General features: G+C 38.8%; 14 protein-coding genes and 1 tRNA gene. 7 read left to right on the top strand and 8 right to left on the bottom strand.

The genetic code is table 11. The annotated features are described in order from the left end of the window. The first annotated feature begins 18 nt into the window (after positions 1–18). Both H4075_RS06380 and H4075_RS06375 read left to right on the top strand, forming a co-directional pair. Positions 19–615: a riboflavin synthase gene (locus H4075_RS06380; RefSeq protein ID WP_182805208.1), complete on the top strand. Its 597-nt coding sequence runs from the start codon at positions 19–21 to the stop codon at positions 613–615. A 130-nt stretch (positions 616–745) separates the two neighbouring features. Next, positions 746–1,663 carry a glycosyltransferase family 2 protein gene (locus tag H4075_RS06375; protein ID WP_182805206.1) on the top strand — a complete coding sequence of 306 codons (918 nt, stop codon included), beginning with the start codon at positions 746–748 and terminating at the stop codon, positions 1,661–1,663. Here the strand turns inward: H4075_RS06375 and H4075_RS06370 are convergent. Beyond that, positions 1,650–2,357 carry a class I SAM-dependent methyltransferase gene (locus tag H4075_RS06370; RefSeq protein WP_182805204.1) on the bottom strand — a complete coding sequence of 236 codons (708 nt, stop codon included), beginning with the start codon at positions 2,355–2,357 and terminating at the stop codon, positions 1,650–1,652. The genes H4075_RS06375 and H4075_RS06370 overlap by 14 nt on opposite strands. Before the next feature lie 305 nt (positions 2,358–2,662). Between H4075_RS06370 and H4075_RS06365 the strand changes: the two genes are divergently transcribed. Continuing rightward, a complete protein-coding gene (locus tag H4075_RS06365) occupies positions 2,663–4,642 on the top strand; it encodes a YfhO family protein (RefSeq protein ID WP_220494866.1) in 1,980 nt (659 codons plus the stop codon). Continuing rightward, entirely contained in the window at positions 4,639–5,763 is a 1,125-nt protein-coding gene (locus H4075_RS06360; RefSeq protein WP_182805200.1) for a glycosyltransferase family 39 protein, read from the top strand. The genes H4075_RS06365 and H4075_RS06360 overlap by 4 nt, the downstream gene beginning before the upstream one ends. Here the strand turns inward: H4075_RS06360 and H4075_RS06355 are convergent. From H4075_RS06355 to H4075_RS06340, 4 genes are all read right to left on the bottom strand, one after another. Continuing rightward, positions 5,760–7,286, bottom strand: a complete 1,527-nt coding sequence (locus H4075_RS06355; protein ID WP_182805198.1) for a sulfatase-like hydrolase/transferase — start codon at positions 7,284–7,286, stop codon at positions 5,760–5,762. The two genes, H4075_RS06360 and H4075_RS06355, sit on opposite strands and share 4 nt — an antisense overlap. A 115-nt stretch (positions 7,287–7,401) precedes the next feature. Then, positions 7,402–8,472 carry a sulfatase-like hydrolase/transferase gene (locus H4075_RS06350; protein WP_182805196.1) on the bottom strand — a complete coding sequence of 357 codons (1,071 nt, stop codon included), beginning with the start codon at positions 8,470–8,472 and terminating at the stop codon, positions 7,402–7,404. Positions 8,473–8,928: 456 nt separating this feature from the next. Beyond that, the gene (gene porU2, locus H4075_RS06345) at positions 8,929–14,004 is read right to left on the bottom strand and encodes a putative type IX secretion system sortase PorU2 (RefSeq protein ID WP_182805194.1); all 5,076 of its coding nucleotides are present in this window, start codon (positions 14,002–14,004) and stop codon (positions 8,929–8,931) included. A 6-nt stretch (positions 14,005–14,010) separates the two neighbouring features. Further along, entirely contained in the window at positions 14,011–15,129 is a 1,119-nt protein-coding gene (locus tag H4075_RS06340) for a putative type IX sorting system protein PorV2 (protein ID WP_182805192.1), read from the bottom strand. A 222-nt stretch (positions 15,130–15,351) separates the two neighbouring features. On the opposite strand from H4075_RS06340, the gene tyrS reads away from it, so the two are divergent. Next, complete coding sequence (tyrS, locus tag H4075_RS06335) at positions 15,352–16,629, top strand: tyrosine--tRNA ligase (RefSeq protein WP_182805190.1); 1,278 nt, start codon at positions 15,352–15,354, stop codon at positions 16,627–16,629. On the opposite strand, the gene H4075_RS06330 is transcribed toward tyrS, so the two are convergent. Further along, positions 16,626–17,291, bottom strand: coding sequence for an SGNH/GDSL hydrolase family protein (locus H4075_RS06330; RefSeq protein ID WP_182805188.1), 666 nt, complete (start codon positions 17,289–17,291; stop codon positions 16,626–16,628). The two genes, tyrS and H4075_RS06330, sit on opposite strands and share 4 nt — an antisense overlap. A 39-nt stretch (positions 17,292–17,330) precedes the next feature. Continuing rightward, positions 17,331–18,227 (bottom strand): cyanophycinase, encoded by an 897-nt coding sequence (locus tag H4075_RS06325; RefSeq protein WP_182805186.1) that lies wholly within the window; start codon positions 18,225–18,227, stop codon positions 17,331–17,333. Positions 18,228–18,348: 121 nt separating this feature from the next. Between H4075_RS06325 and cphA the strand changes: the two genes are divergently transcribed. Together cphA and H4075_RS06315 are read left to right on the top strand one after the other, a co-directional pair. Then, complete coding sequence (cphA, locus tag H4075_RS06320; protein ID WP_182805184.1) at positions 18,349–20,970, top strand: cyanophycin synthetase; 2,622 nt, start codon at positions 18,349–18,351, stop codon at positions 20,968–20,970. 66 nt (positions 20,971–21,036) lie between these two features. After that, positions 21,037–21,107, top strand: a tRNA-Gln gene (locus H4075_RS06315). Between the two features lie 175 nt (positions 21,108–21,282). Here H4075_RS06315 and rfbD read toward each other — a convergent pair. Continuing rightward, positions 21,283–22,152, bottom strand: a complete 870-nt coding sequence (rfbD, locus tag H4075_RS06310) for a dTDP-4-dehydrorhamnose reductase (RefSeq protein WP_182805183.1) — start codon at positions 22,150–22,152, stop codon at positions 21,283–21,285. Between the last annotated feature and the right edge of the window lie 2 nt (positions 22,153–22,154).

Here is a 22,154-nt window from a genome sequence, read left to right as displayed (position 1 = left end):
ACCTTCTAATTTGCAGCCATGTTTACAGGAATTATTGAAGCAACAGGCAATATTACCGCTATTGAAACATCCGGAACAAATAAAAGCTTCTGGATAAATTCCCCTGTTTCGCAGGAGTTGAAAGTAGATCAAAGTGTAGCTCACAACGGGGTTTGTCTCACCGTTGAAGAAGTAAAAGATGGGATGCACAGGGTTACTGCAATCGCTGAAACTTTAGATAAGACCAACCTTGGAAACTGGGAAAAGGGTCATACAATTAATATTGAACGCTGTCTTTTGATGAATGCCCGTTTAGATGGCCATATGGTGCAAGGACATGTTGACACAACAGGCACTTGCATCAAATTAAAAGAACTTGATGGCAGTTGGGAATATACGTTTCAATTTCCTACAGAATTCGCAGGATTACTCGTAGAAAAGGGTTCTATTGCTGTAAATGGCATCAGCCTTACTGTGTTTAATGTGGCCAAAGATCATTTCAGTGTGGCTATTATTCCCTACACCTATGAACACACCAATATGCAGGCAGTAAAAGAGGGCGCAACTGTAAACCTCGAATTCGATATTATTGGCAAATATGTTCTGCGAAATGCCCAGCTTCATGCAAAGAGCTAAAATGACCAATACCAAAAAACAATCATACGAAAAGCACGATGATGCTTCTTCTTATGTTATTATTGTGATAACAAAACAGGGCATACTACTTGCTCTTTAACCACACTTAAACCAAAACTATTGTTTGCGAATGCCGCAAGTCTCCATTCTTATACCTGTACTAAACGAAGCTGAAAATATTCTTCCGCTTTTCTATGAAGTGAAAAAATATGTTCCGGAAGATTTTGAACTGCTTTTCATTGATGACGGAAGTAGTGATACCACATTTACTGAGATACAGCAATTAGCCTTACGTGATGATCGGGTAAAATGCATTTCTTTCTCCCGGAATTTTGGTCATCAACATGCTTTGATGGCAGGTATGGACTATGCAAATGGCAATTATATTATTACAATGGATGGTGATTTGCAACATCCCCCCTCCTGCTTGCCTGTTATTCTTGAACAGTTAGAAAAAGGGTATGACATTGTTCTTACCAAGAGAATGAAAACGAAAGACCTTGGTTTTTTCAAGAAAGTTTTCACCCGTATATTTTACCGGTTCATTAATTTTTTATCTGATATACCGATTGAAGAAAACGTTTCTGATTTCAGAGGGTTTAACCGAAAAGTGTTGATTGCCATCCGCAAATTTGAAGAACGAGACCTGTTCCTGAGAGGTATTTTCAGTTGGGTGGGATTTAAAAAAGTGACCATCCCTTTTGATGCACCTTCCCGTTTGCACGGAGCAAGCAAGTATGGCTTTGCCGCCATGATGAAATTAGCATTGAGAGGAACCACATCATTCAGCTTTAAACCCCTGCGTATTTCGTTGCTCATCGGAACAATTGTTTCACTTATTTCTTTTGGATTGCTTACCATGACCATCATTAGTTATTTCCAAGGCAAAACAGTTCCCGGCTGGGCTTCATTAATGACAGTGGTAACGTTTATGGGAGGCATCCAACTCTTAGTCATTGGATTGATGGGTGAATATATTGCCAGTTTATTCAGAGAAAGCAAACGAAGACCATTGTATATTATTGATGAAATGATCAATGTTGATTAGGCAACTCTTTTATTGCTCTAAAATAATACTGGCCACCCAAAGGAACGTGTGCAAGCATTGATTCAGTTTTGTGCAGCCACTTAAAGAAGCGTCCTCTCGGGAAAAAAATCACATATCTTTTGTCAAGAATTTTCAGCCCTGCTTTTCTTAACAATGTTCTGGACTCTTTTGCTTTAAGCAGATGTACACCTTCATCAAATACACAGGTATTTACAAGATATCTCGTTAGTGGGTTATACGGGTTGTGTTCAAACAAATACAATCGTCCACCTGGTTGAAGTACACGGGCAATTTCATTCACTAAATTTTGCCTTTGACTCAATGGCACATGATGCAAAACACCCGCTATAAATACGACATGAAAAGTGTTTTCAGGAAATGGAATGCTTACTCCATCGAACCATAAAAACCTGCATCCAGATATTTCCTTTTTATTCGCAACAACAATGCTTTCGTTTGATATATCAATACCCGTAACAGAAAAAGTTGGGAATTGTGCTGCGATATATGATTCGATTGCTCCATCACCACAGCCCAAATCCAAAAAAATCTGGGAGTTGTTTTTTTCAAAGCGTGCAAGCTCCTTTACTTTATGTTGGGCAAAATAAAAACTGTCAGCTCCTGCAACTGCCTTTATACTTTTTGTATGCGTACTTCTGTAGTCTTTGGCAAATTGATCAAAGTTTTGCTCCATAGATTAAGACTGCGTATTTTCATTTTTTATTTCAACTGCATCCGTCATGTTGATTTTTACAACAGATGAATGATGCCCACAACGTTGTTGCTACGAAAGTAGCTATTTTAGTGTTTATGAAAATCAGCATGTAACCTGAATTACAAGTTTTAACCAATGTGAATTTGAAAGAATCAACATCATCAAATAAGTTTTATCTCCTGGGCATACTTGTTGTCTTTGTTTTAGCATATTTGCCATTAAATAGCTTTCTGTTTGCTCTAAAGAATGATATGTTCACCGGATACCTTGCTCCAAAATTTATAATGGGCGAGGCAATACACAGCAATCAGCTTCCTCTATGGAATCCTTACATCTCTTTTGGTTTGCCATTTTACGGCGATATGAGTGCTTCGTACTGGAGCCCGCTCACATGGCTCATTGCTGCCACCTCCGGTTATAATCCATACACTTTAACTATAGAAGTTCTGCTTTATCTTCTGTTGAGTGGAATTGGCATGTACTATCTGAGCGGGTGTTTCGCAAAAAATAAATACATACGATTAATTGCGGCAATATCTTATATGTGCAACGGCTACATTGTAGGACATCTGCAACATATAAACTGGTTAAGCGGTGCTGCTTATTTACCATTTTGTTTGTGGTCGTTAGAAAAATTACACAGTGAGCGATCATTAAAATGGCTATTACTATCGTCGTTATTTTTTTACCTGCTATTATCCTCCTCTCATCCAGGTATCAGCATTGGCGCTATTTACTTTTTTGCAGCTTACATTATTTCAAAACTTCTTACCGACTTCAAGCAACATGGGCTCAAGGAATTATTAAAATCAGTAAAACTTAATTTGTTGTTTGCCGGCTGCCTGTTATTACTTTCTGCAGGTTTAATTATTGGTTACGCCGATATTATTCCCTATTTCGACCGAAACCAGGCTGTTGATTTATCTTTAAGTTTAAATCAAAATACAGATCTTAAAAGCTGGATCAGCGGATTGCTTCCATTTGCTACAACCGGTGACGATATTTTTTTTCGTAGCGACCCTGCATTCAGAAACATTTATTTTGGCCTGATTTTATTCGTACTTTTTATAGCATCACTCTTCAATAAAAAATCAAAAAAACAGGTTTTCTTTCTTGTTGCCGGCAGTTTCTTTTTATTGCTGTCTCTTGGCGGCTTGATTAAATTATTTACTTCGAAGTTTATACCCTTGCTTGGCCATGTGAGAGTAAATGCTGAGTTCAGAATATTCGCTATACTTTGTTTTACTTCTGCTGCGGTAATATTTTTTAATAGTCTTCTTGAAGAGAAAGACTATTATCAAAAAAAACTAAAAACAGTTATCGTTTCGGTAATTGCTGTTCTTTCTTTTCTTTTCTTATATGGCTTTATCAATTTGCTTATGGGTAAAGAAAGCGCTTTACAATATATTTCAACAGCACAAGGCATTTTTTTTAACCGTGATGTAATTAAAGAGATGCTTGATGCGGTGAGTATTTATGATGCGTTACTTATCCAGAGCATAATACAAATCACGCTTCTTTTATTACTATTAAATGCACTCAGAAAAAATCAAATGAAAAGGATTTTCCTGATTGCAGCAACGGATATTATTCTTGCCACGCTCTTAAATCTTCCATTTACAGGTGTTGGGAGAGTGTCTGTTTCAACAGTTTCTGCTATTTTAAAAAAATCTCCTCCCGGCATCCCCACTCCTTCTTTACAACCCGTTCGCTATAATGACACATTACCGTTAAATGAAGTAAGATTAATTGGTGTGTGGAGTTTTTACAGCAAACAACCGGGTTCAGCCAAAGCAGATCTCTACCCGGTAAAGCTCATTAACAATTACAGTTATTATCTGCAGGCTGCAAAAGACACAACGCTTCGCATTACCGATATGCCGTTTGTTTATATTTCAGATTCAATACAAGTAAAAAAACCGAAGAAGATAAAGGCTCTCACACAAGAAAATATTGTTTCGTACAAAACCGGGGAACTGCACCTGAAACTTATTGCTGATAGTGCCTGCTATATCGTTTTGCTTCAGAACTACTACCCACATTGGTATTACAAAATAAATGGGCAAACATATCCCGTTCTGCAAGCCGGCATTAATTTCATTGGCATACCGCTTGAAAAAGGAGAGAACGATGTACGCATTTTCTTTAACCCGATCCGCATAAAAACAGCATTACTTTTTTCAAGCATTGTTTTCATCTTATATATCCTTGTTCTTTTTATCCCACGCTTGAGAAAGGCTTCACTTTTAAAGCAACAGGAATGAGCAGCAATACCCAAACAAAAAGAATAGCTTACATTTTCATTGGAATAGCTTACGGCTTTTTTCTTTACCTTATTTATCGAAACTCGGGTATTATTACCGGCAACGAAGCCGAAAAATATATTCTGGCTTCTCAGAAATTAGTAAACGGCGATATTGCATATAGTTTTCACCATCATTTTTTTTACAGCAGTTATATCGTTTTTATCACTCCTTTCATGGCAGTTGGTGGAACAATTGCAGTTGTTATTGCACAGGCGCTCTTAAATATTATTGCAGCAATATGCATAAATAAATCTACCGACCTTATTATACCAAACAACAAGATGTCATTTATCGGCGGTTTAATTTTCTTATTCAGCTATCCTGTACAATACTGGACCCTCACTCTTTTCAGCGACAACTTTTTTGTAACGCTTATTTGCATTACCCTTTATTATACACTTAAGAAAAACAAGACCAATCCACAGTTGCTGTTTTGGATATTTCTCTTGACTGTTCAGCTATTTACCCGTCCGCCAGGAATTTTCCTGACCATTGCTTTTTTCTGCTACTATCTTTATGAGAGTAAAATAATGAAAGGTTCAAAAGCATTACTGACAGCATTAATTTTGCTATTAATCCTGTTTGTAGTTCTTTTTAATGTGCCTGTTGAAAACAAAGGCTATATTAAACCTATTGCAGCAGGAAGTATAATTGTTGATAAACCTGACTATAATGTTCCCGGCTTTACCGGTAATGAAAAAAGCACACTCAACGAAGCCTATGTTTTCTTATTTCAACAGCATGGAGTCCCGTATTTCATAAGTCTTTATGCAAAAAAGTTTGTTTCCTTTTTTACACTCACACGGTCATATTATTCTAGCATTAACAACGGCGTGCTAACTTTATATTACTGCTTTTACGTTCTTGCGCTGGCGGGTCTGGTTTTGATCAGAAGACAGAAAGCAATATCTATACTTTTTCTTTCGTCGATTTTTTTATTGGCGAACCTTACGGCACTAACTTACAACGAATGGCATTACAGGTTTACTTTGGCAATTTTCCCTTTTATATTTATCTTAACTGCCATTGCACTAAACTCCGTGCTTACAGCCCTGTGGAGAAAATTTAAACCTAATTAGTAACGTGCAGCTTCATCAGCTTTAGTTATATTAACATTTACCATTTTGTTTTCAAGCAAAGGGAAATTCTGCCCAAAATGACTGTTTAAAATATACCTGAACACGTTTACGGTGCATAAAGAGTCGGGAATCTGATATTGCGTTTGCTGTGGCGAATAAATGGCAACGAAATTATTGAACTCATGATACTTACTGTTGGCATTTTTTATATTTCGAAGCCCATGATCGCTCAACAAAACAATAACAGAGTTGGGCCTACGGGCTTTAATTAAATCAATCATTTCTAAGACAACAGTATTGCTATAGTTGCTGTATTGGAGATAAGATGCGCTGTTTAATCCTTTATTCGACTCCCGATAGGCTTCTCCGATATTTTTTAAATTACCGCTGCTGTCACGCAGATAAGGCGCATGCGGCATCATTAAATGAGCGAACATAAATACCCGGCCTTTCGTTGTTTGAATAGTTTCATGCGACCGCTTTATTACCTCCTGGTTATAGTTATCAATTTTCGCAGGGAAGTCATTAATTAAAAAATGAAAGGAGTTAGAATTAATGGAACACAACAGATCATTGGTTAGCACACTCCCAAAAGTTTTGTCGAGCATTAAACGCTTTTTAATTGGCAAAAAAAGATAATCGAGCGACTCTGTTTTGTCAATATCAAAAAAGCTATGATTTGAAATCCTATAACCATTTTCACGAAAAAAAGGCATCAGGAGATTTTTATTTATTGCAGCTACGCTTTTATTGTACGCAACAGCCGATGCAATTTCATCTCTGTTCAATCCTTCAATGTAACCCATGTTTAATAAAGAAAGAACAGAAAATGCTGTGCCATTATAATTACTGTTAGGGCTTTTAACCACATGAAATCTCCTTGCTGCAAGATCATCAACAAACTTTTGGTTACTGGCTCTAAATATTTTACCTAATGTATGCAATCCTGCATACTCATCAAGTTGCAATACATACACATCGGGGTATGTTGTATCGGCAAGATCAGTGAATTTTATTTCTGCAGTTTTAAAAGGAGTTGCACGCTTATTTGTAATGGTGAACAGTAATTGAGAAAGTTCAAATAAACAAACAACCAAAAAAACAAAGCTTAAATAACCTGTGAGTTTGGATGCCGCCGCCGTTTTCATTTTCCGCAAGCCAACCAAAAGCAGAACTGTGAGCACAAACAATAAAGTAAGATACATACTGTAAGAAGTAAATAACTTCATGGCTGCTTTCACTACCAGCCAATCTTTTATTGTTTTGAAAAAAAGGTAAATAACAACCACCCATACTAAAACAATTTGTGATTTTTCGGGAGAAAAAACAAACCTCACGAGTTTGTAGACCAGCAGTAAGGCTGCAAAAATTAAAAGAAACACTTCAAAAGCCGACCGGGAAGGTATCCATCCCGGAAATTGATTAAGCGCATCCAGAATAAAAAACAGCGGCAAGGTTATAAATACTGAATATCTTATCCCTTTTGAAAAATAGCCGATTAGTAATGTAGCAGCACGAGACATGTACGTTTGTTGTTTATATAATGCAGTTGCCGTTTTTTGTTTACGTCGTTCTATAGTTGAAAATATTCCATCAAAGTTTAATAAAGCTTCTAATAATCTCAACATGTTCCAGCCATTATTTCAAACTTAAGGAATCAACCTCCCAAGGCAGGTCTGTACCGGACATGTGTGATAGAATACTTCGGAATTGATTTACGTTTGACATACCGTTGTATCGTTTAAGATCAGGCGTTCCGGGATAATAAACTGCGTTGATTGTATTGAAACGGTTTTCCACACGCCGCACACCACCCGATTTATACCCATGATCACTCATGAGTACGATTACAGCTTCACCTTTTGTTTTTACTAAAAGCAAATCTATGAACTCTGTTATTACACTGTTTGTATAAGCCAACTGTTGCAGGTAGGCATTCTTTTTATCTGTTTCTGTTGCAGCTTTTTTGAATAAGAAATTTATATTAATCCCACCAACACTATCCCGCATATAAGGAAAATGCGGCAACATAATATGCAAATAAGTAAACATAGGCGCTGTATTGTTTTCAGTGTCTTTCAACACATTTACCAGCATTGGCTTAAATTCATCAGCCTTCTTTGCATAAAAAGAAGTTAAGCGTTTTTTTCCTGCAAATTTTGAAACAAAAAATTCTGGTAATTTCCCTGCCAGGTCATCAATTAACGATGGGTATAAAAGCAGAAATTTACCGGTTGGCAAAAATTGATGATGATAATAATTGGACGCTATGTTTATTGCAAAAGGGGAATAGTTTTTTATGTTATACCCTGCTTTAGAAAAATAATGAACAATGTTATTTTCATACAGCATCAGCATTGCTTCCTTATTTTGTGCAACACCGGAAAGAGATATACCTGTTTTTGCACCAATATAACTGCCACTTAACAATGAAGGCACCGAAAGCAACGTGTAGCTATAGTTACTGATGGCAGAGTCTGCTACATGGAATTTTCGGTTTTTTAGAAACTGAATAAACCGATTGTTATCATATCCAAAATCTGAAGCCAGGGTTTCTTTTCCCGCATACTCATCCAATATAATCAGGTAAACTGATCTTCGATCTTTTAACTCTATATGTTCGTAAAATTTTTTTGCGGAAGAATCATTTACTTTCTTGTCTGAAAATAAGTTGTAAAGTACCTGAAAAAATGCAACTGCCACGAGCATTGACAGAAAAATATTTACAAGCTTATTTAAAGGGCGAATACTGTCTTTTACAAACCTCAATAGGAACCATAAAAGAAGAACAGCAAAAACAATAAACACGATTTGTTCATTAACGCCCGGCAGGAAACGTCTGGCTGAGAAAGTAGTTATTAAAGGGTTTGTAAAAAATAAAAGCAAACAAGTGAACGTAGTAAGGAGAGATCGTTTTTCAGGCAATTTCGATAGTATGAGAGAAAGAAACCAAACAGCGCAAGCGCTAAGTAAAATTATCAGAAAGGCTGCGAATACCTCTGAAAAACTCAATAACCTGCTGTAATACTGCCATCCATGTAAAATAAAATACAGCGACAATAAAACCCAGCCATACGTATGTTCCATTAATTTCGCCAGCTTCATCACCAAATATAAAACACCCGGCAATATACATTGCCGGGTGTTTCTTAATTTAAAATTTAACTATCGCATCAGGTACATTTTACCATATCCTTTATTAAAGTATTCGTCGGTATTATCGCCTTGAGCTTTATACTTGTCTAATGCTTTTCCGTTGTGATTTGTGATAACACGATAGAGATAAATACCATTTGCCAGTTTATTTCCGAATTGATCTGTACCATCCCATTTAAATTCGGTGATGTTTCGTCCCACTCTTAACGGGCCAAGTTCTGCTTTTGTTATTTCCCTTACTACTTTACCGGTTATCGTCATGATTTGAATACGCATATTCTGCGGCACTTCATACCCTGTTATATAAAAAACAAAAGCAGTTGAAGTAGTGAACGGGTTTGGATAATTAAGCAGGTTCGAAATCATCGGCTTGTTGATTACCTGGAAGGTCACTTTGTATTCTAATTCACCTGCATTATTACCGCTCCTGTCGTTACCGGTTACAATTAACTCATATTCGCCATCCTGTAAAAACTTCGGATACAGGTCAATTGTTGATGCGTTATTACCTGTGGCAAGATTAGCCGGCGTAAATTTCACGCTGTCAGATTGTGGTTTGTATTCAACCAAAGGCCCGGGAACACCATTCACCTTCGGATACTGAATTTTAATTTTCATACCGGTGGTATCGTCAAGAGCAAGGAAACGACTATCGTCTTTTAGCTGTACGAAAATGTGCGGCTTAGCCGAAACAATATCTCTGTTGAGAATATGTGTTCCATCAAACGTTACATCAAGCCATGGTTTGTAATTATCAGGTTTAACATAAAAATTCTTGTAGATAAAATTGTTGAACAGGAATTGTTCAGCCTGGTCTTCGTCCGGATTTACCATCAGGTAAAGTGTGTTATTGCCCGGATAATCTTTGCTGTCGAACTGGTAAGATACAATAATTGAGTCCCCGGCTATCAGCGGTTTTTTCCTTGGAAGATCAATAACAACCGGTACATTATTTTGCTTGGTAATTACAAGTTTCAGTTTAAGACTGTCAAATGCGGTTTCGCTAACATTTCTGAATGCAATTGCAAAATCAACTCTTTCTCCCAACTCAAACGTATCTTTTAAATTAAACTTGATGTTTGGTGCAATAGCTCCCTCTGGAACATAATCGGCATACAACTTCCACTTGCTTAATTGATAAGGCGTTACTTTATTAATATCCCTGTTATTTAAACGCAGCTTCAAATATGGAAACGCAGCCGGGTTAACAAAAGAAAGACTGGTATCCCTTGCTTCAGTGATGGTGGCCATCAGCACTTCTATACCGGTGCTTGTGCGGCCTATTATATCAAGGCTTGTAGTATCTCCGGGTGTTGCTTCGAGTGGATAGCCACTCCACTTTAAATCCTTCCATGTTTTAGCAGGGCCAAACCAAGGAGATTCAATTGCACCATTTGTATAATAACCGGGTGCTTCAACTATATCAACAACTTGTTCGTTCGTTAATCCAAATTTCTGTTGTGGTATAAAAGAAGGTGTGTTTTTTCTGTAACTGAAGATCATTGGCAAATGACTCGTAAAATTGTCAATTTGGGTAAAGCCCAAATTTTTCAACGTATGGTAAAGGGAATTCCCGCTACCTAGTATTGCCTGGTCGGCTTTAAGTACAGCAGTATCAACGAGTGCCCCTGTGGCAGCACCGAGGTTTGTAATAACTACATAGTCTCCGTCTTTCACAACATTATTCAGGAAATTCATTGCATGAATTCTTGATGCCTGTTGTGTGTAAGAATACTCAAAGAAAATACGTGGGGCCTCACCGCAGGTTGTTAAGCTATTATATAAACCTGGCTGGCCGCCAAATGTATTTTTTAACGGCTCAAGCGTTTTGCCATCAAATACATAAAACTGGAACGATCCGTAACGGCAACCGTAGCGCTCAATATTTGTAAAATCTACTGCAACATCAAGACCTCCGGCATCAAAGTATGGGAAAATACCTGTTCGTACCTGTATTCGCCTTATTGTTGAATCGAAGTTCATTAAACGACTTGATGAATCAAGCACCATGTATTTATAGTTGTTTTGCTTATGCTGGAAATAATGCGATTGATTAAATCCGGTTTCAGAACCAGATATGTAAACGAAACTGAAATCGTTCCAAAGAATACCTGAATTTGCATCGGGCTTCATTCCAACACGCCAGTAGTAAACCGTACTGTCAGTAAAATTGATACCTGTTGGCTTAAATGATATTGAACCACCAACGGATGTAACTGAATCGGCTTTCCGTAATCCTGAATTAAACTTTTGTGTACTGTCTATTTCAAAATAATATTTCCTGGAAGTACCAAGTGGGTTAGCGGTTGATGCATAATAGGTGATGTTTTGCTTGTTTATGATTGAATAGTTATAAGGGTAAACCGGCCTCACCTCATCTTCAAAGATGAAAAATTCCTTTGTAACTGTATTATTAGTTTCACAAGATTCGTCTATCTGGTTATCCGGATCAATTTCAACTTTCAATTTGTTAGCTCCTTTATCCCTCACAGGATCTATGGGTAGTTTCAGAAGTATAGAATCAGCATAGGGCACCCGCTTGATTTTTTTATCGAATGGAATTGCGGTTGTACCATCGGGAAAAATCCTTGTGACTCTGATACGCACTGAATCTTCCGTTGCTTTGCCAATATTTACAATCTTAATATTGGCATTGAAAGATGTATCTGCAATTGAAATAAATTCAGGTGCCATTTTTACCATTGAAGCCTCAGTGGCATAATCGGCTTTTTGATGACTGAAAAAACGAATTGCCGGATCGCCATGTAAAGTAATTTCCTCCATATGCATACGCACATAAAAGTCATTAAAAGAATAAATGCGTGACAATGTATCGTTCACGTTTGCCATTATTCTGCCGATTGACTCTCCATATCCATCTGTTTTCGCTAACTGGTTATAAAACTCCTCTGTGTAGATATGCAGATAGTTCACAATACCTAAGTGCGTTGATGCAATAAATGCAACCGAGCCTCTGTTAGGCGTTAACACCCATTTTTCAGTAATGATTAAGTTACCTGTAAGCCTTGAAGCATCCGATAAAAACATATTACCTGCCTGGCATCCATTTACCAACAAAATAGGATACTTACCAATGGAGGGATAGCTTGTAGGATCAGATAAATTGTACTCAAGTGTAGATGGAGAAGAATGCCCAAAATAGGTAAGAAGAGAAAAGCCTTCTTCAAACAGTCTGGTAATATTTGCGCTGGCTATTGTTTGAATCGCCGCCACGCCGGTTTTTTGTAAAGAATAAACGCTTGCACCAAAAGAGGTGTCTTTTAACACGTTGCCATATTGATTGAGATAAAAACGAATTTGCTCGCCCAGGTAATCATTAGCACCAGACACATGAATTACATTTTTTTTCCATAATTCATCATTAATAACGCATGAACTGGTGTTGTAAGAACCTTCATATGTCTTTACTTTGTCGAGATATGCCTTTACTTCATTGCCATTTATAACAGTTAAACGTCCTACGGGAATTTTGGGCACAATGCTTCCTTCTGCGGAAGTAAGGGACATATCTGAAGCCGGGTTACCAAAGGTTGGAACCAAATTCAGTTGGTCGATAGTTGGGGTCGATTCAGATGTGCGATAATTCGTATATACAACACCCTTACCAATAATGAAACAATATGATGGCCTCTCAGCAAACCCTGCATACGCAAAGCGAAGGAAATTTTTGAGCGCATACCCGTTATTTTTAACACCATAACCAAACTGATCAAGAATATCCTGAACATCATAGATTTTTGCATTGTAACCTCCACCCGATGTGCTGCTACGGTATAAACGATATTGCTCTACCTGATTGATACCACTTGCATCTGCATATAAACGAGGATTAGAAATGATGATATAGTTACCCTGGTTAGCAGCTAATGCATAGTTGGTGAAGTTGCGTGCAGTGAAATTGGACACTGAACGAATATTTCCACCATCCTGGCTTACAAGAATAAGTTTACGATCTGCAGCAGACGCAGGCAGCACTACTCTTACTTGTGTTGGCGAAACAATACTTGCCGTTATACGATGGCCATTTGTTACATCATACAAAACAGGAGCAACAGAGCCACCAAAATTAAAATTATCAATAACCAGGTTATTACCGGTTGCACTTGCCGGTAACTCAAACTCGAAATTTGCCTGACCTCCAAAATTGAATTGTCTTGGATAACTTAGTTCATACATGCCAACCACAATTCTATCTGTCGCCAACGCTGCAGGATCTAAAACATTTACACGAAACTCAACACTTGCTGTATTGCCAGAGATTAGTGAAAGAGGAATATTGTTCGCATTTTCGTCAATAATTGAATTAAAATAATTCATTTCACGATCAGCTACCAATGTTCCATTTATATAAGCCTGAACTGTGCGTACGTTCAACGCCCGGCCAACTGCTGAAAATTTCAGTTTTGCATTGGGACCAGAAGGAGCAACATACAAATTTGTTTGAGAAGAAATCAAGGGATTAGCAGCTCTGAATTCTCCACTTGTAAACCCTTCACCTCTATCAAAAGAGGAAGAATAAACATAACTGCCAACTACGGCAGCAAAACCTTGGTTAATCACATTACGATAATAAAGTGATGCTTTGTGCGTGAAGTAAGGCTCAGCCGGCAAACCAGATGAAAGATCATTTGTTGTTTCTACAAAGCGCTTGTTCTGTGCAGCAGTCGGATTTACTGTAAGGAAATAAGAAGATGTGTCTGTAAATAAACTCCAGTTATCGTTGATCTGATAACCAGGATCGAGATACATGCGCTTCTCCCATTTACCATCATTCACTTGTCCCCAAAATTCAATAAAACCATTTGAAGGTAATGTGCCGTTTGCAACAGACGTATAAACAGGAACTTGCTGACCATTTCGCCACAATTGAAAGTGCGAAGCATCAGCATTGGCAATACCCATTGTACTCAATTGCGCCTGCGAAATGCGGTAAACGCCGGTTGCACCTACTTTAAATTTGTAATAGGTTTTATTAAAATCGATCCACTCATTCATGTATGATTGAGCGGTTACTCCTGTGATGGCACAGAACAATATGGTAACGGAGAGTAAAAAGCGTTTCATTGCTAGTTATTTTTTCTTTTGGTTTTTAGGCTTCATAAGGTCGAGACGTAGAGATACGATATGTGTATATAACGGATTTGACTGGTTGGCCAGATTTGTAAATGCATAATCTACGTAAAAAGAATTACCAAGTTTGAACCCTGCCCCTGCACCTGGTTGATAGATCCACACTTTCTTTTGGTTAAGTGTATCACCGTCAGCGAGTGTTTTCTGAAAATTAAAAATTCCTCCACGCAGGAAGAATACATTTTTGATATTTAACTCAGCTCCAATTCTTGGATCTGCATTGATCACATCAGAGCTGATCACCGTATTTCTTTGACCATCAAAAGTGAGATCAAGATTTACTTCCGCTTTCAAGGAGAGATTTTTTCTGAAACGAAAATCATAAGCACCGCCAATCACCAGGCGAGGTGCTGTTAACTCAGTTGACTTAACAGGTATTTCATTATTGGTGAGAAACAATACTTCTTTCTCTCTCTCAGTAAAAGTAAACGACCATGCATTGAATGTGGTGGTAATATCTCTTGCAGCGGCACCTACTGACCAATTCTTTCCTTTCATTTGAAAACCAACATCTAAACCAAAACCCCAGGCAGTTGCAAAACTTCCCACTTTACGATGGATCACTTTTGCATTTACACCCACACTTATGGATTTATTTTCCGTTTCTTTAATTTTCTGAGCAACAGATAAGATCACAGCATAATCGGCTGAAGAAAAAGAACGAAGATTGGCATAGTTCACGCTGCCATCAGGCTCGATCAAATAAAGTGTATTCGGAATATCATCAACAGCAAAACGCAAGAAAGAGAGGCCGATCGTGCGCTTGTTATTTGCAACGGGAATTGCCAATGCACCAAAATCGTATTTACCAATACCGGCAAAATATTCAGCATGCATTAATGACAAAGAAGGATCATTTTTTACAGCTGTTAACCCTGCAGGATTCCAATAACCGGCAGTAGCATCACTTACAGATGCCACTTGTGCGCCTCCCATTCCAAAAGCACGGGAGCCAGCACCTATATTTAAAAATTCGTTGGAATAAATACGGATCTGTGTGGATGCACGCACACACATCAACAGGGTAACAGATAGGATCAGGGTTAATCGGGTTATCATCCGGTCAGTTTTCAGATAAACAATTAGTTTCTTATTAAAGAGACATACTCTCTCTCGAAAGCTGCTCAAGGCATTGACAAAAGTAAACATTCTATTGCCGAAAGCAAACTCTGTTTAAGAAAGTACCAGCTTCTCGAAACGCTGATTTTCAGTGTTTATTGCTCCAATTTTAGTAAAATGGCCTCCGCTGCCCTACTTTTGCCGAAAATAGCGCTTACAATCATGCATTTGATCGAAGAATTAAGATGGAGAGGGATGATCCAAGATATCATGCCAGGTACAGAGGAACAACTGAAAAAAGAGATGACCACGGCTTATATTGGCTTCGACCCTACTGCAGACAGTCTGCATATCGGGAGCCTGGTGCCGATCTTGCTGCTGGTTCATTTCCAAAAGGCTGGTCACAAACCCATTGCTTTGGTGGGTGGCGCTACAGGTATGATTGGTGATCCAAGCGGCAAAAGCCAGGAACGCAACCTGCTTGATGAAGCAACGTTAAACAGAAACATAGCAGGCGTAAAGGCACAATTGGAGAAATTTCTTGACTTTGATACTTCCAAAGCAAATGCTGCTGAAATGGCCAATAACTACGATTGGTTCAAAAATATTTCTTTCATCGATTTTTTGCGGGATACGGGTAAACATATCACCATCAACTACATGATGGCAAAGGACAGCGTTAAGAAACGTATTGAAAGTGAGGTTGGGCTAAGCTATACAGAGTTTGCTTACCAGATGATGCAGGGTTATGATTATTACTGGCTCTACGAAAATAAAAACTGCAAACTGCAAATGGGCGGCAGCGACCAGTGGGGAAATATAACTACAGGCACCGAACTCATACGTCGTAAGGTAAATGGCGAAGCATTTGCTTTCACTTGTCCGCTGATCAAGAAAGCTGATGGCACTAAGTTTGGCAAAACTGAACAGGGGAATGTGTGGTTAGATGCAACCAAAACAACGCCTTACCAATTCTACCAGTTCTGGTTAAACGCAAGTGATGCAGATGCTGAAGGCTGGATCAAAATTTTCACCTTCCTGGATAAAGAAGAAGTAGATGGTTTGATCGCTGCACATACAGCCGATCCGGGCAAGCGTATTCTCCAAAAAAGACTGGCAGAAGAAGTAACAAATTTTGTGCATGGTGAAGAAGCATTGAAGGAAGCAGTTGCCACTACAGAAAAACTATTCGCCAATCAAACAGCATCAGCCGAAAGTTTGAGTGTTGAAGATCTCGAAGGAATGGAAGGTGTGGTGAAGTTTGATTTTGCTGCAGATAAACTTCAGGAAGGTATTGATGTTGTTTCTTTCTTAGCAGAAACAACCATCTTTCCCAGTAAAGGTGAAGCACGTAAAACAGTACAAGGCGGCGGTGTAAGTATCAACCGTAAAAAAGTAGAAGCAATTGATATGAAGATTGATGCTTCTTTACTGCTTCATGAAAAATACCTGCTTGTACAGAAAGGAAAGAAAAATTATTATTTGGTATCTGCTGTTTAAAGCGCCTGAATAGCTTTCCACATTTCATCGGCGACCAATTGGTTGCCAATTGCGTTTAGATGAACACGATCAGTAGTTAAAATGCCACGATCTTTATTCTCTTTGTTGTTCTTATTGTTGTAATCAATAAATGCTTTCCGCAGATCAACCAATGGCAATTCATTCTTTTGTGCAAGACCACGAATGATCTTACTGTATTCTGTAAGATCACCATCCTGCTGATTGCTGCCATCCGTCTTCTCACCTATTACAGCAGGTGTACACAAAATGATCTTCGCATTTTTTGCTTTGATCTTATTGATCACTGCCTGGTAAAATTTTGCAAATTTATCTGCATCGGTTCCGGTACCGGAAGAGGCTTTGTGCCATACATCGTTCACGCCAATATACAACACCACTACATTTGGATTTTTCGATAACACATCATCTTCCATCCGTAAGTAGAGATCGTAAATTTTATTACCGCCAATCCCTGCTCCAATAAAATCATAATTCATTTTTCCCTGTACACGTGCCATACTGTCGATACGCTTTACATATCCGCCGGGGTTAACACCAGCCTGGGTTATCGAATCACCAAAGAAGATGACTTTGACTTTATCTTGCCGGGTGAATGCCATGAGCATAAAAATGGGAAGAGCGAACAGAATTATTTTTTTCATTTGGCTGATTGAATCGATGATTTTAAAAAGCAATTTAATTTATTCTACGTGTACTTGTTTTTTGATCAATGCGCCATCTTTCGCCTCCATTAGAAACTTACGTTCTTTTACCATGTAGCCATTGCCTTTTTCACAAAAATGCACCCGCAGATTTTCGATACTGATCGGATTACCATCGGGAATATCAGCAATATTGGAATGCATCATTTCATGCCCGTCAATAATGATCACGAGTCCGCTTCCGATTGCTTCCATCTTATTTCCTTCTGTAATAAGCATACCTGTATCTTCGCCCAAGCCAATGCCAATGCAGGATGGGTTTGTTGCCACAGCTTGTGTTAAACGAACAAAACGCCCACGCTTTTCGAAATGACTATCGATAATCACATTATCAATAAATCCTAAACCTGTTGTCATTTTCACTTCACCTTTCAAATAAGCACGTGCTGCGTTGCCTTCATAGATCATTGTCTTACTCATAGCCATTGCACCTGCAGAGGTGCCAGCCACAACAAAGCCGGTTTCTTCCTGGTAACGTTTTTTCAAAATGGCTAAAAAATCAGTTCCGCCATCTGTTACACTCAATCGCATTTGATTACCTCCTGAAAACATTACTGCATTACATGTTTTAATTCGTTCAAGAAATTCGGGATTGGCCGTATCCTGGCGGTTACGGATATGCAACACACCAATATTTGTGCAACCGATTTTTCCAAATGCATTCATGTAGTTATCCCCTACCTCGTAAGGAATGGTTGAAGCAGTTGTAATTACTTCAATACGGGCATCGATGCCGCCGGCTTCTTCCACTACCCGCCTGAGAATACCCAGCTCGAAAAAATTAAGATTATTGCGGTTTATTTCTCCCGCTTCAAGATCGGTTCCTTTATCTTCTGCACCGCCGATAGCGATCAGCTTTCCTTTTGGATACTGCAATGATTGTGATTTTTAGTTGCAAACAAAATTAAGGGGAAAATATTTCCTGCGTTGCCATGCTTTTATCAACAGCATCGGATAAATTTTGATATATTCGGAAACAACATCAACCGTCTTATTTATGAAAGTTCTTGAAATTAAAATTCTTCGTGGTCCTAACTATTGGAGTGTGCGCCGTACCAAACTTATACAAATGAAACTCGACCTCGAAGAACTGGAACAACGACCCACCAATCACATTCCCGGTTTTCGTGAGCGATTGGAAAAATTATTCCCCAGTATGTATGAACATCGTTGCAGTGTTGGCAAGCCAGGCGGTTTTTTTCAACGGGTTGATGAAGGCACATGGATGGGCCATGTGATAGAGCATGTCGCACTAGAACTGCAAACATTGGCAGGTATGGATACAGGATTTGGAAGAACACGTGGTGCCAACGAAAAAGAAGGCGTGTACTATGTTGTGTTTACTTACCTGGAAGAAGATGCAGGTGTATATGCTGCAAAAGCTGCAGTGCGTATTGCAGAGGCTTTGGTTACAGGAGAAGAATATAACCTCGAAGAAGATATTCAAAAACTGAGAGAGATCAGAGAAGATACAAGACTTGGCCCTTCTACCGGATGTATTGTTGATGAAGCAGCAAAACGAAATATTCCTTACATCCGATTGAATAAACAAAGTTTAGTACAGTTGGGTTATGGTGTGCATCAAAAACGCATCCGGGCAACTATTGCATCAACCACATCAAATATTGCCGTTGATATTGCATGTGATAAAGAAGAAACAAAACTATTACTTGAAGCTGCTGAAATTCCAGTACCACGGGGAACTGTGATTCGCACAGAAATTGGTTTGGATGAAGCCATTGAAAAATTTGGTTATCCGTTAGTGATCAAACCTATTGATGGCAATCACGGTAAAGGAAACACCACCAACATTACCAATAAAGAACAGGCATTAAAAGCATTTGAAGCAGCAAAGGCTTACAGCAGAAGTGTAATTGTTGAACGGTTCATCACCGGTTTTGACTTTCGTATTCTCGTCATCAACCATAAATTTATTTGTGCGGCTTTGCGTACACCTGCGAGTGTAATTGGTGATGGTGAACATACTATTCAATGGCTGATGGATGAAACGAATAAAGATCCACGTCGTGGTTATGGTCATGAAAAAGTATTGACACAAATAACTGTTGACGGCAGCACCATGAAAATGCTGGAAGAAAAAGGTTACAGCTTAGAAACTGTTCCGCCAAAAGGTGAATTGGTATTACTAAAAACAACAGCAAATCTTTCTACGGGTGGTACGTCAACGGATGTAACAGATGAAGTACATCCTGCAAATGTGTTTATGTGCGAACGCATCAGTAAGATCATTGGTCTTGATATTTGTGGTATCGATATTATGGCAACCGATTTGCGCACTCCTGTAAATGAAAATGGCGGCGCAATACTTGAAGTAAATGCTGCACCGGGTTTCCGTATGCATATTGATCCTGCAGAAGGTTTGCCCCGCAACGTGGCAGAACCTGTAATTGATATGTTGTTTCCGAAAGGAAGCGTAGGCCGTATCCCCATCATCGCCATTACCGGAACAAACGGTAAGACAACAACAACACGATTAACTGCACATATTGCAAAGAGTGCAGGTAAGAAAGTTGGTTATACCACCAGCGATGGTGTTTATATCCAGAATCATTTAATGATGAAAGGCGATTGCACCGGACCTGTCTCATCAACCTTTGTATTAAAAGACCCGACGGTTGATTTTGCTGTATTGGAATGTGCAAGAGGCGGTATTTTAAAATCAGGTCTTGCATTTCAGAATTGCGATGTGGCAATTGTTACAAATGTTGCAGCTGATCATATTGGTCTTGGCGGCATCAACACTGTTGAACAAATGGCGAAAGTAAAAGCTGTTGTTCCTGAAACTGTTTTCCCGCATGGCTATGCCATTCTCAATGCAGAAGATGACCTTGTGTATAAAATGAAAGATGATCTTAAATGTAATGTTGCATTGTTCAGCATGGATGAGAACAATCCACGCATGAAAGAACATTGCGCTGGTGGTGGTTTAGCAACGGTGTATGAAAATGGTTTCATCAGTATTATGAAAGGCACCTGGAAAATTCGTGTGATGGCAGCGAAAGATATTCCACTTACTTACGAAGGAAAAGCAGTGCATAATATCGCCAACTGTTTACCGGCTGTACTTGCCACTTATCTCTATCGTGATATCAGTATCGATGATATACGCCAGGGATTACTCACGTTTATTCCCGGCGAGAGTTTAACGCCTGGCCGTTTGAATTTCTTTCATTTTAAAAATTACACGTTCCTTGCCGACTTTGCACATAACCCACACGGGCTTCAATTGCTTTGCGAGTTTGTAAGCAAACTCGACTATAAACACAAAGTGGGCGTGATCAGCGGTACTGGCGACAGAAGAGATGAAGATATCCGTGAACTGGGTGAGATCAGCGGTAAATATTTTGACGAGATCATCATTCGATGTGATAAAAACCTGCGTGGCCGCACAGCAGAAGAAATTATGGATTTGCTTGAAGAAGGTATCCGCAAGGTAAACAAGACCATTCCGGTGATGAAAATTGCGAATGAAAATGAAGCATTGGAATATATTTATGCCAATCCGAAGCAAGGTGCCCTTTACACCATTATGTGTGATGTGGTGGCTGGAGCACTCGATAAGATCAAAGAACTGAAAGACCGGGAAGACAAGAGTTGACCAATTTGATAAATTTTTTGGTTGATCTTGTACATCGCCTTATTTTTGCAACCCCGAAAGGGAGATTGGCCTATAGTATAATGGTAGTACGACAGATTTTGGTTCTGTTTGTCTTGGTTCGAATCCAGGTAGGCCAACAAAAAAAGCTGAAACATTTTTGTTTCAGCTTTTTTATTGCAATAAATAGGTTTGATTCTGTTTGTCTTGGTTCCCTGCCCGAATGAATTCGTTCAGACGGGGAATCCAGGTAGGCCAACAAAAACCCTCCAAAATGTAGAGGATTTTTGATTTTATTGCCTTTTCTGAGCTGAGTTATTTGGTTTCCCGCAATAGAGTTATGCATTTCTGCAAACTTTCCTTCCATTCAGGAACTGCTACTGCATAGGTTGTTTTAATCTTTTCTTTATTAAGCAAAGAATAATGGGGGCGGCGTGCAGGCGTTGGATATTGTGCTGTTTCAATTGGATGCACGACTGCTTTGCTGCCGGTTATTTCTTTAATCGCTTGCGCAAATTCAAACCAACTGATCTTCCCTTCATTGCTGTAATGATAAATACCAGCCTCCCATTTACCGGAAGAAATAATATGCAGAATTGTTTTTGCCAGGTCAGCAGCATAGGTTGGAGAACCAATTTGATCACTCACCACATTCAATTCATTGCGTTCATTCATCAAACGCATCATCGTTTTCACAAAGTTGTGACCAAACGATGAATACACCCATGAAGTGCGAATAATAATGGCATCTGCATCTTCTTTCATACACAATTGCTCACCTAAAAGTTTTGATTTGCCGTAGGTATTGATAGGGCCAGTTTTATCGTCTTCTTTGTAAGGCGTTTCACTCTCGCCATCAAACACATAATCGGTTGAGATATGAATGAGTTTGGTTTGATATTTTTTGCAAATGGCTGCCAGATTGCCAACAGCTTCGCCGTTTACCAACATGGCCATATCCTGTTCATTCTCTGCTTTATCAACAGCAGTATAAGCAGCACAGTTAATGCAATACTGTGGTTTCGCAGCAATAAAGAAATTTTCTACTAAACCAAAATGATGAAGCTTTAGATCTTCCCGTGAAGCAAATACGAAATTGAATTGAGAATAGTTATCAGCAATTTGTTTCAACTCTTTTCCGAGCTGACCATTGCTACCTGTAACAAGTATAACCGGCTTCTCCATAT

Source organism: Lacibacter sediminis, assembly GCF_014168535.1.
Taxonomy (GTDB): Bacteria; Bacteroidota; Bacteroidia; order Chitinophagales; family Chitinophagaceae; genus Lacibacter; species Lacibacter sediminis.
The sequence above is the reverse complement of the archived record's forward strand: the minus strand, read 5'-3'. Positions and strand labels throughout refer to the sequence as shown.

Excerpts from the sequence above, each read along its gene's own strand:
- H4075_RS06340 (WP_182805192.1), bottom strand. The coding sequence starts at position 15,129 with ATGATAACCCGATTAACCCTGATCCTATCTGTTACCCTGTTGATGTGT.
- H4075_RS06380 (WP_182805208.1), top strand. The coding sequence starts at position 19 with ATGTTTACAGGAATTATTGAAGCAACAGGCAATATTACCGCTATTGAA.
- tyrS (WP_182805190.1), top strand. The coding sequence starts at position 15,352 with ATGCATTTGATCGAAGAATTAAGATGGAGAGGGATGATCCAAGATATC.
- H4075_RS06365 (WP_220494866.1), top strand. The coding sequence starts at position 2,663 with ATGGGCGAGGCAATACACAGCAATCAGCTTCCTCTATGGAATCCTTAC.
- cphA (WP_182805184.1), top strand. The coding sequence starts at position 18,349 with ATGAAAGTTCTTGAAATTAAAATTCTTCGTGGTCCTAACTATTGGAGT.
- rfbD (WP_182805183.1), bottom strand. The coding sequence starts at position 22,152 with ATGGAGAAGCCGGTTATACTTGTTACAGGTAGCAATGGTCAGCTCGGA.
- H4075_RS06355 (WP_182805198.1), bottom strand. The coding sequence starts at position 7,286 with ATGTCTCGTGCTGCTACATTACTAATCGGCTATTTTTCAAAAGGGATA.
- porU2 (WP_182805194.1), bottom strand. The coding sequence starts at position 14,004 with ATGAAACGCTTTTTACTCTCCGTTACCATATTGTTCTGTGCCATCACA.
- H4075_RS06350 (WP_182805196.1), bottom strand. The coding sequence starts at position 8,472 with ATGCTCGTGGCAGTTGCATTTTTTCAGGTACTTTACAACTTATTTTCA.
- H4075_RS06360 (WP_182805200.1), top strand. The coding sequence starts at position 4,639 with ATGAGCAGCAATACCCAAACAAAAAGAATAGCTTACATTTTCATTGGA.
- H4075_RS06375 (WP_182805206.1), top strand. The coding sequence starts at position 746 with ATGCCGCAAGTCTCCATTCTTATACCTGTACTAAACGAAGCTGAAAAT.
- H4075_RS06370 (WP_182805204.1), bottom strand. The coding sequence starts at position 2,357 with ATGGAGCAAAACTTTGATCAATTTGCCAAAGACTACAGAAGTACGCAT.
- H4075_RS06330 (WP_182805188.1), bottom strand. The coding sequence starts at position 17,291 with ATGAAAAAAATAATTCTGTTCGCTCTTCCCATTTTTATGCTCATGGCA.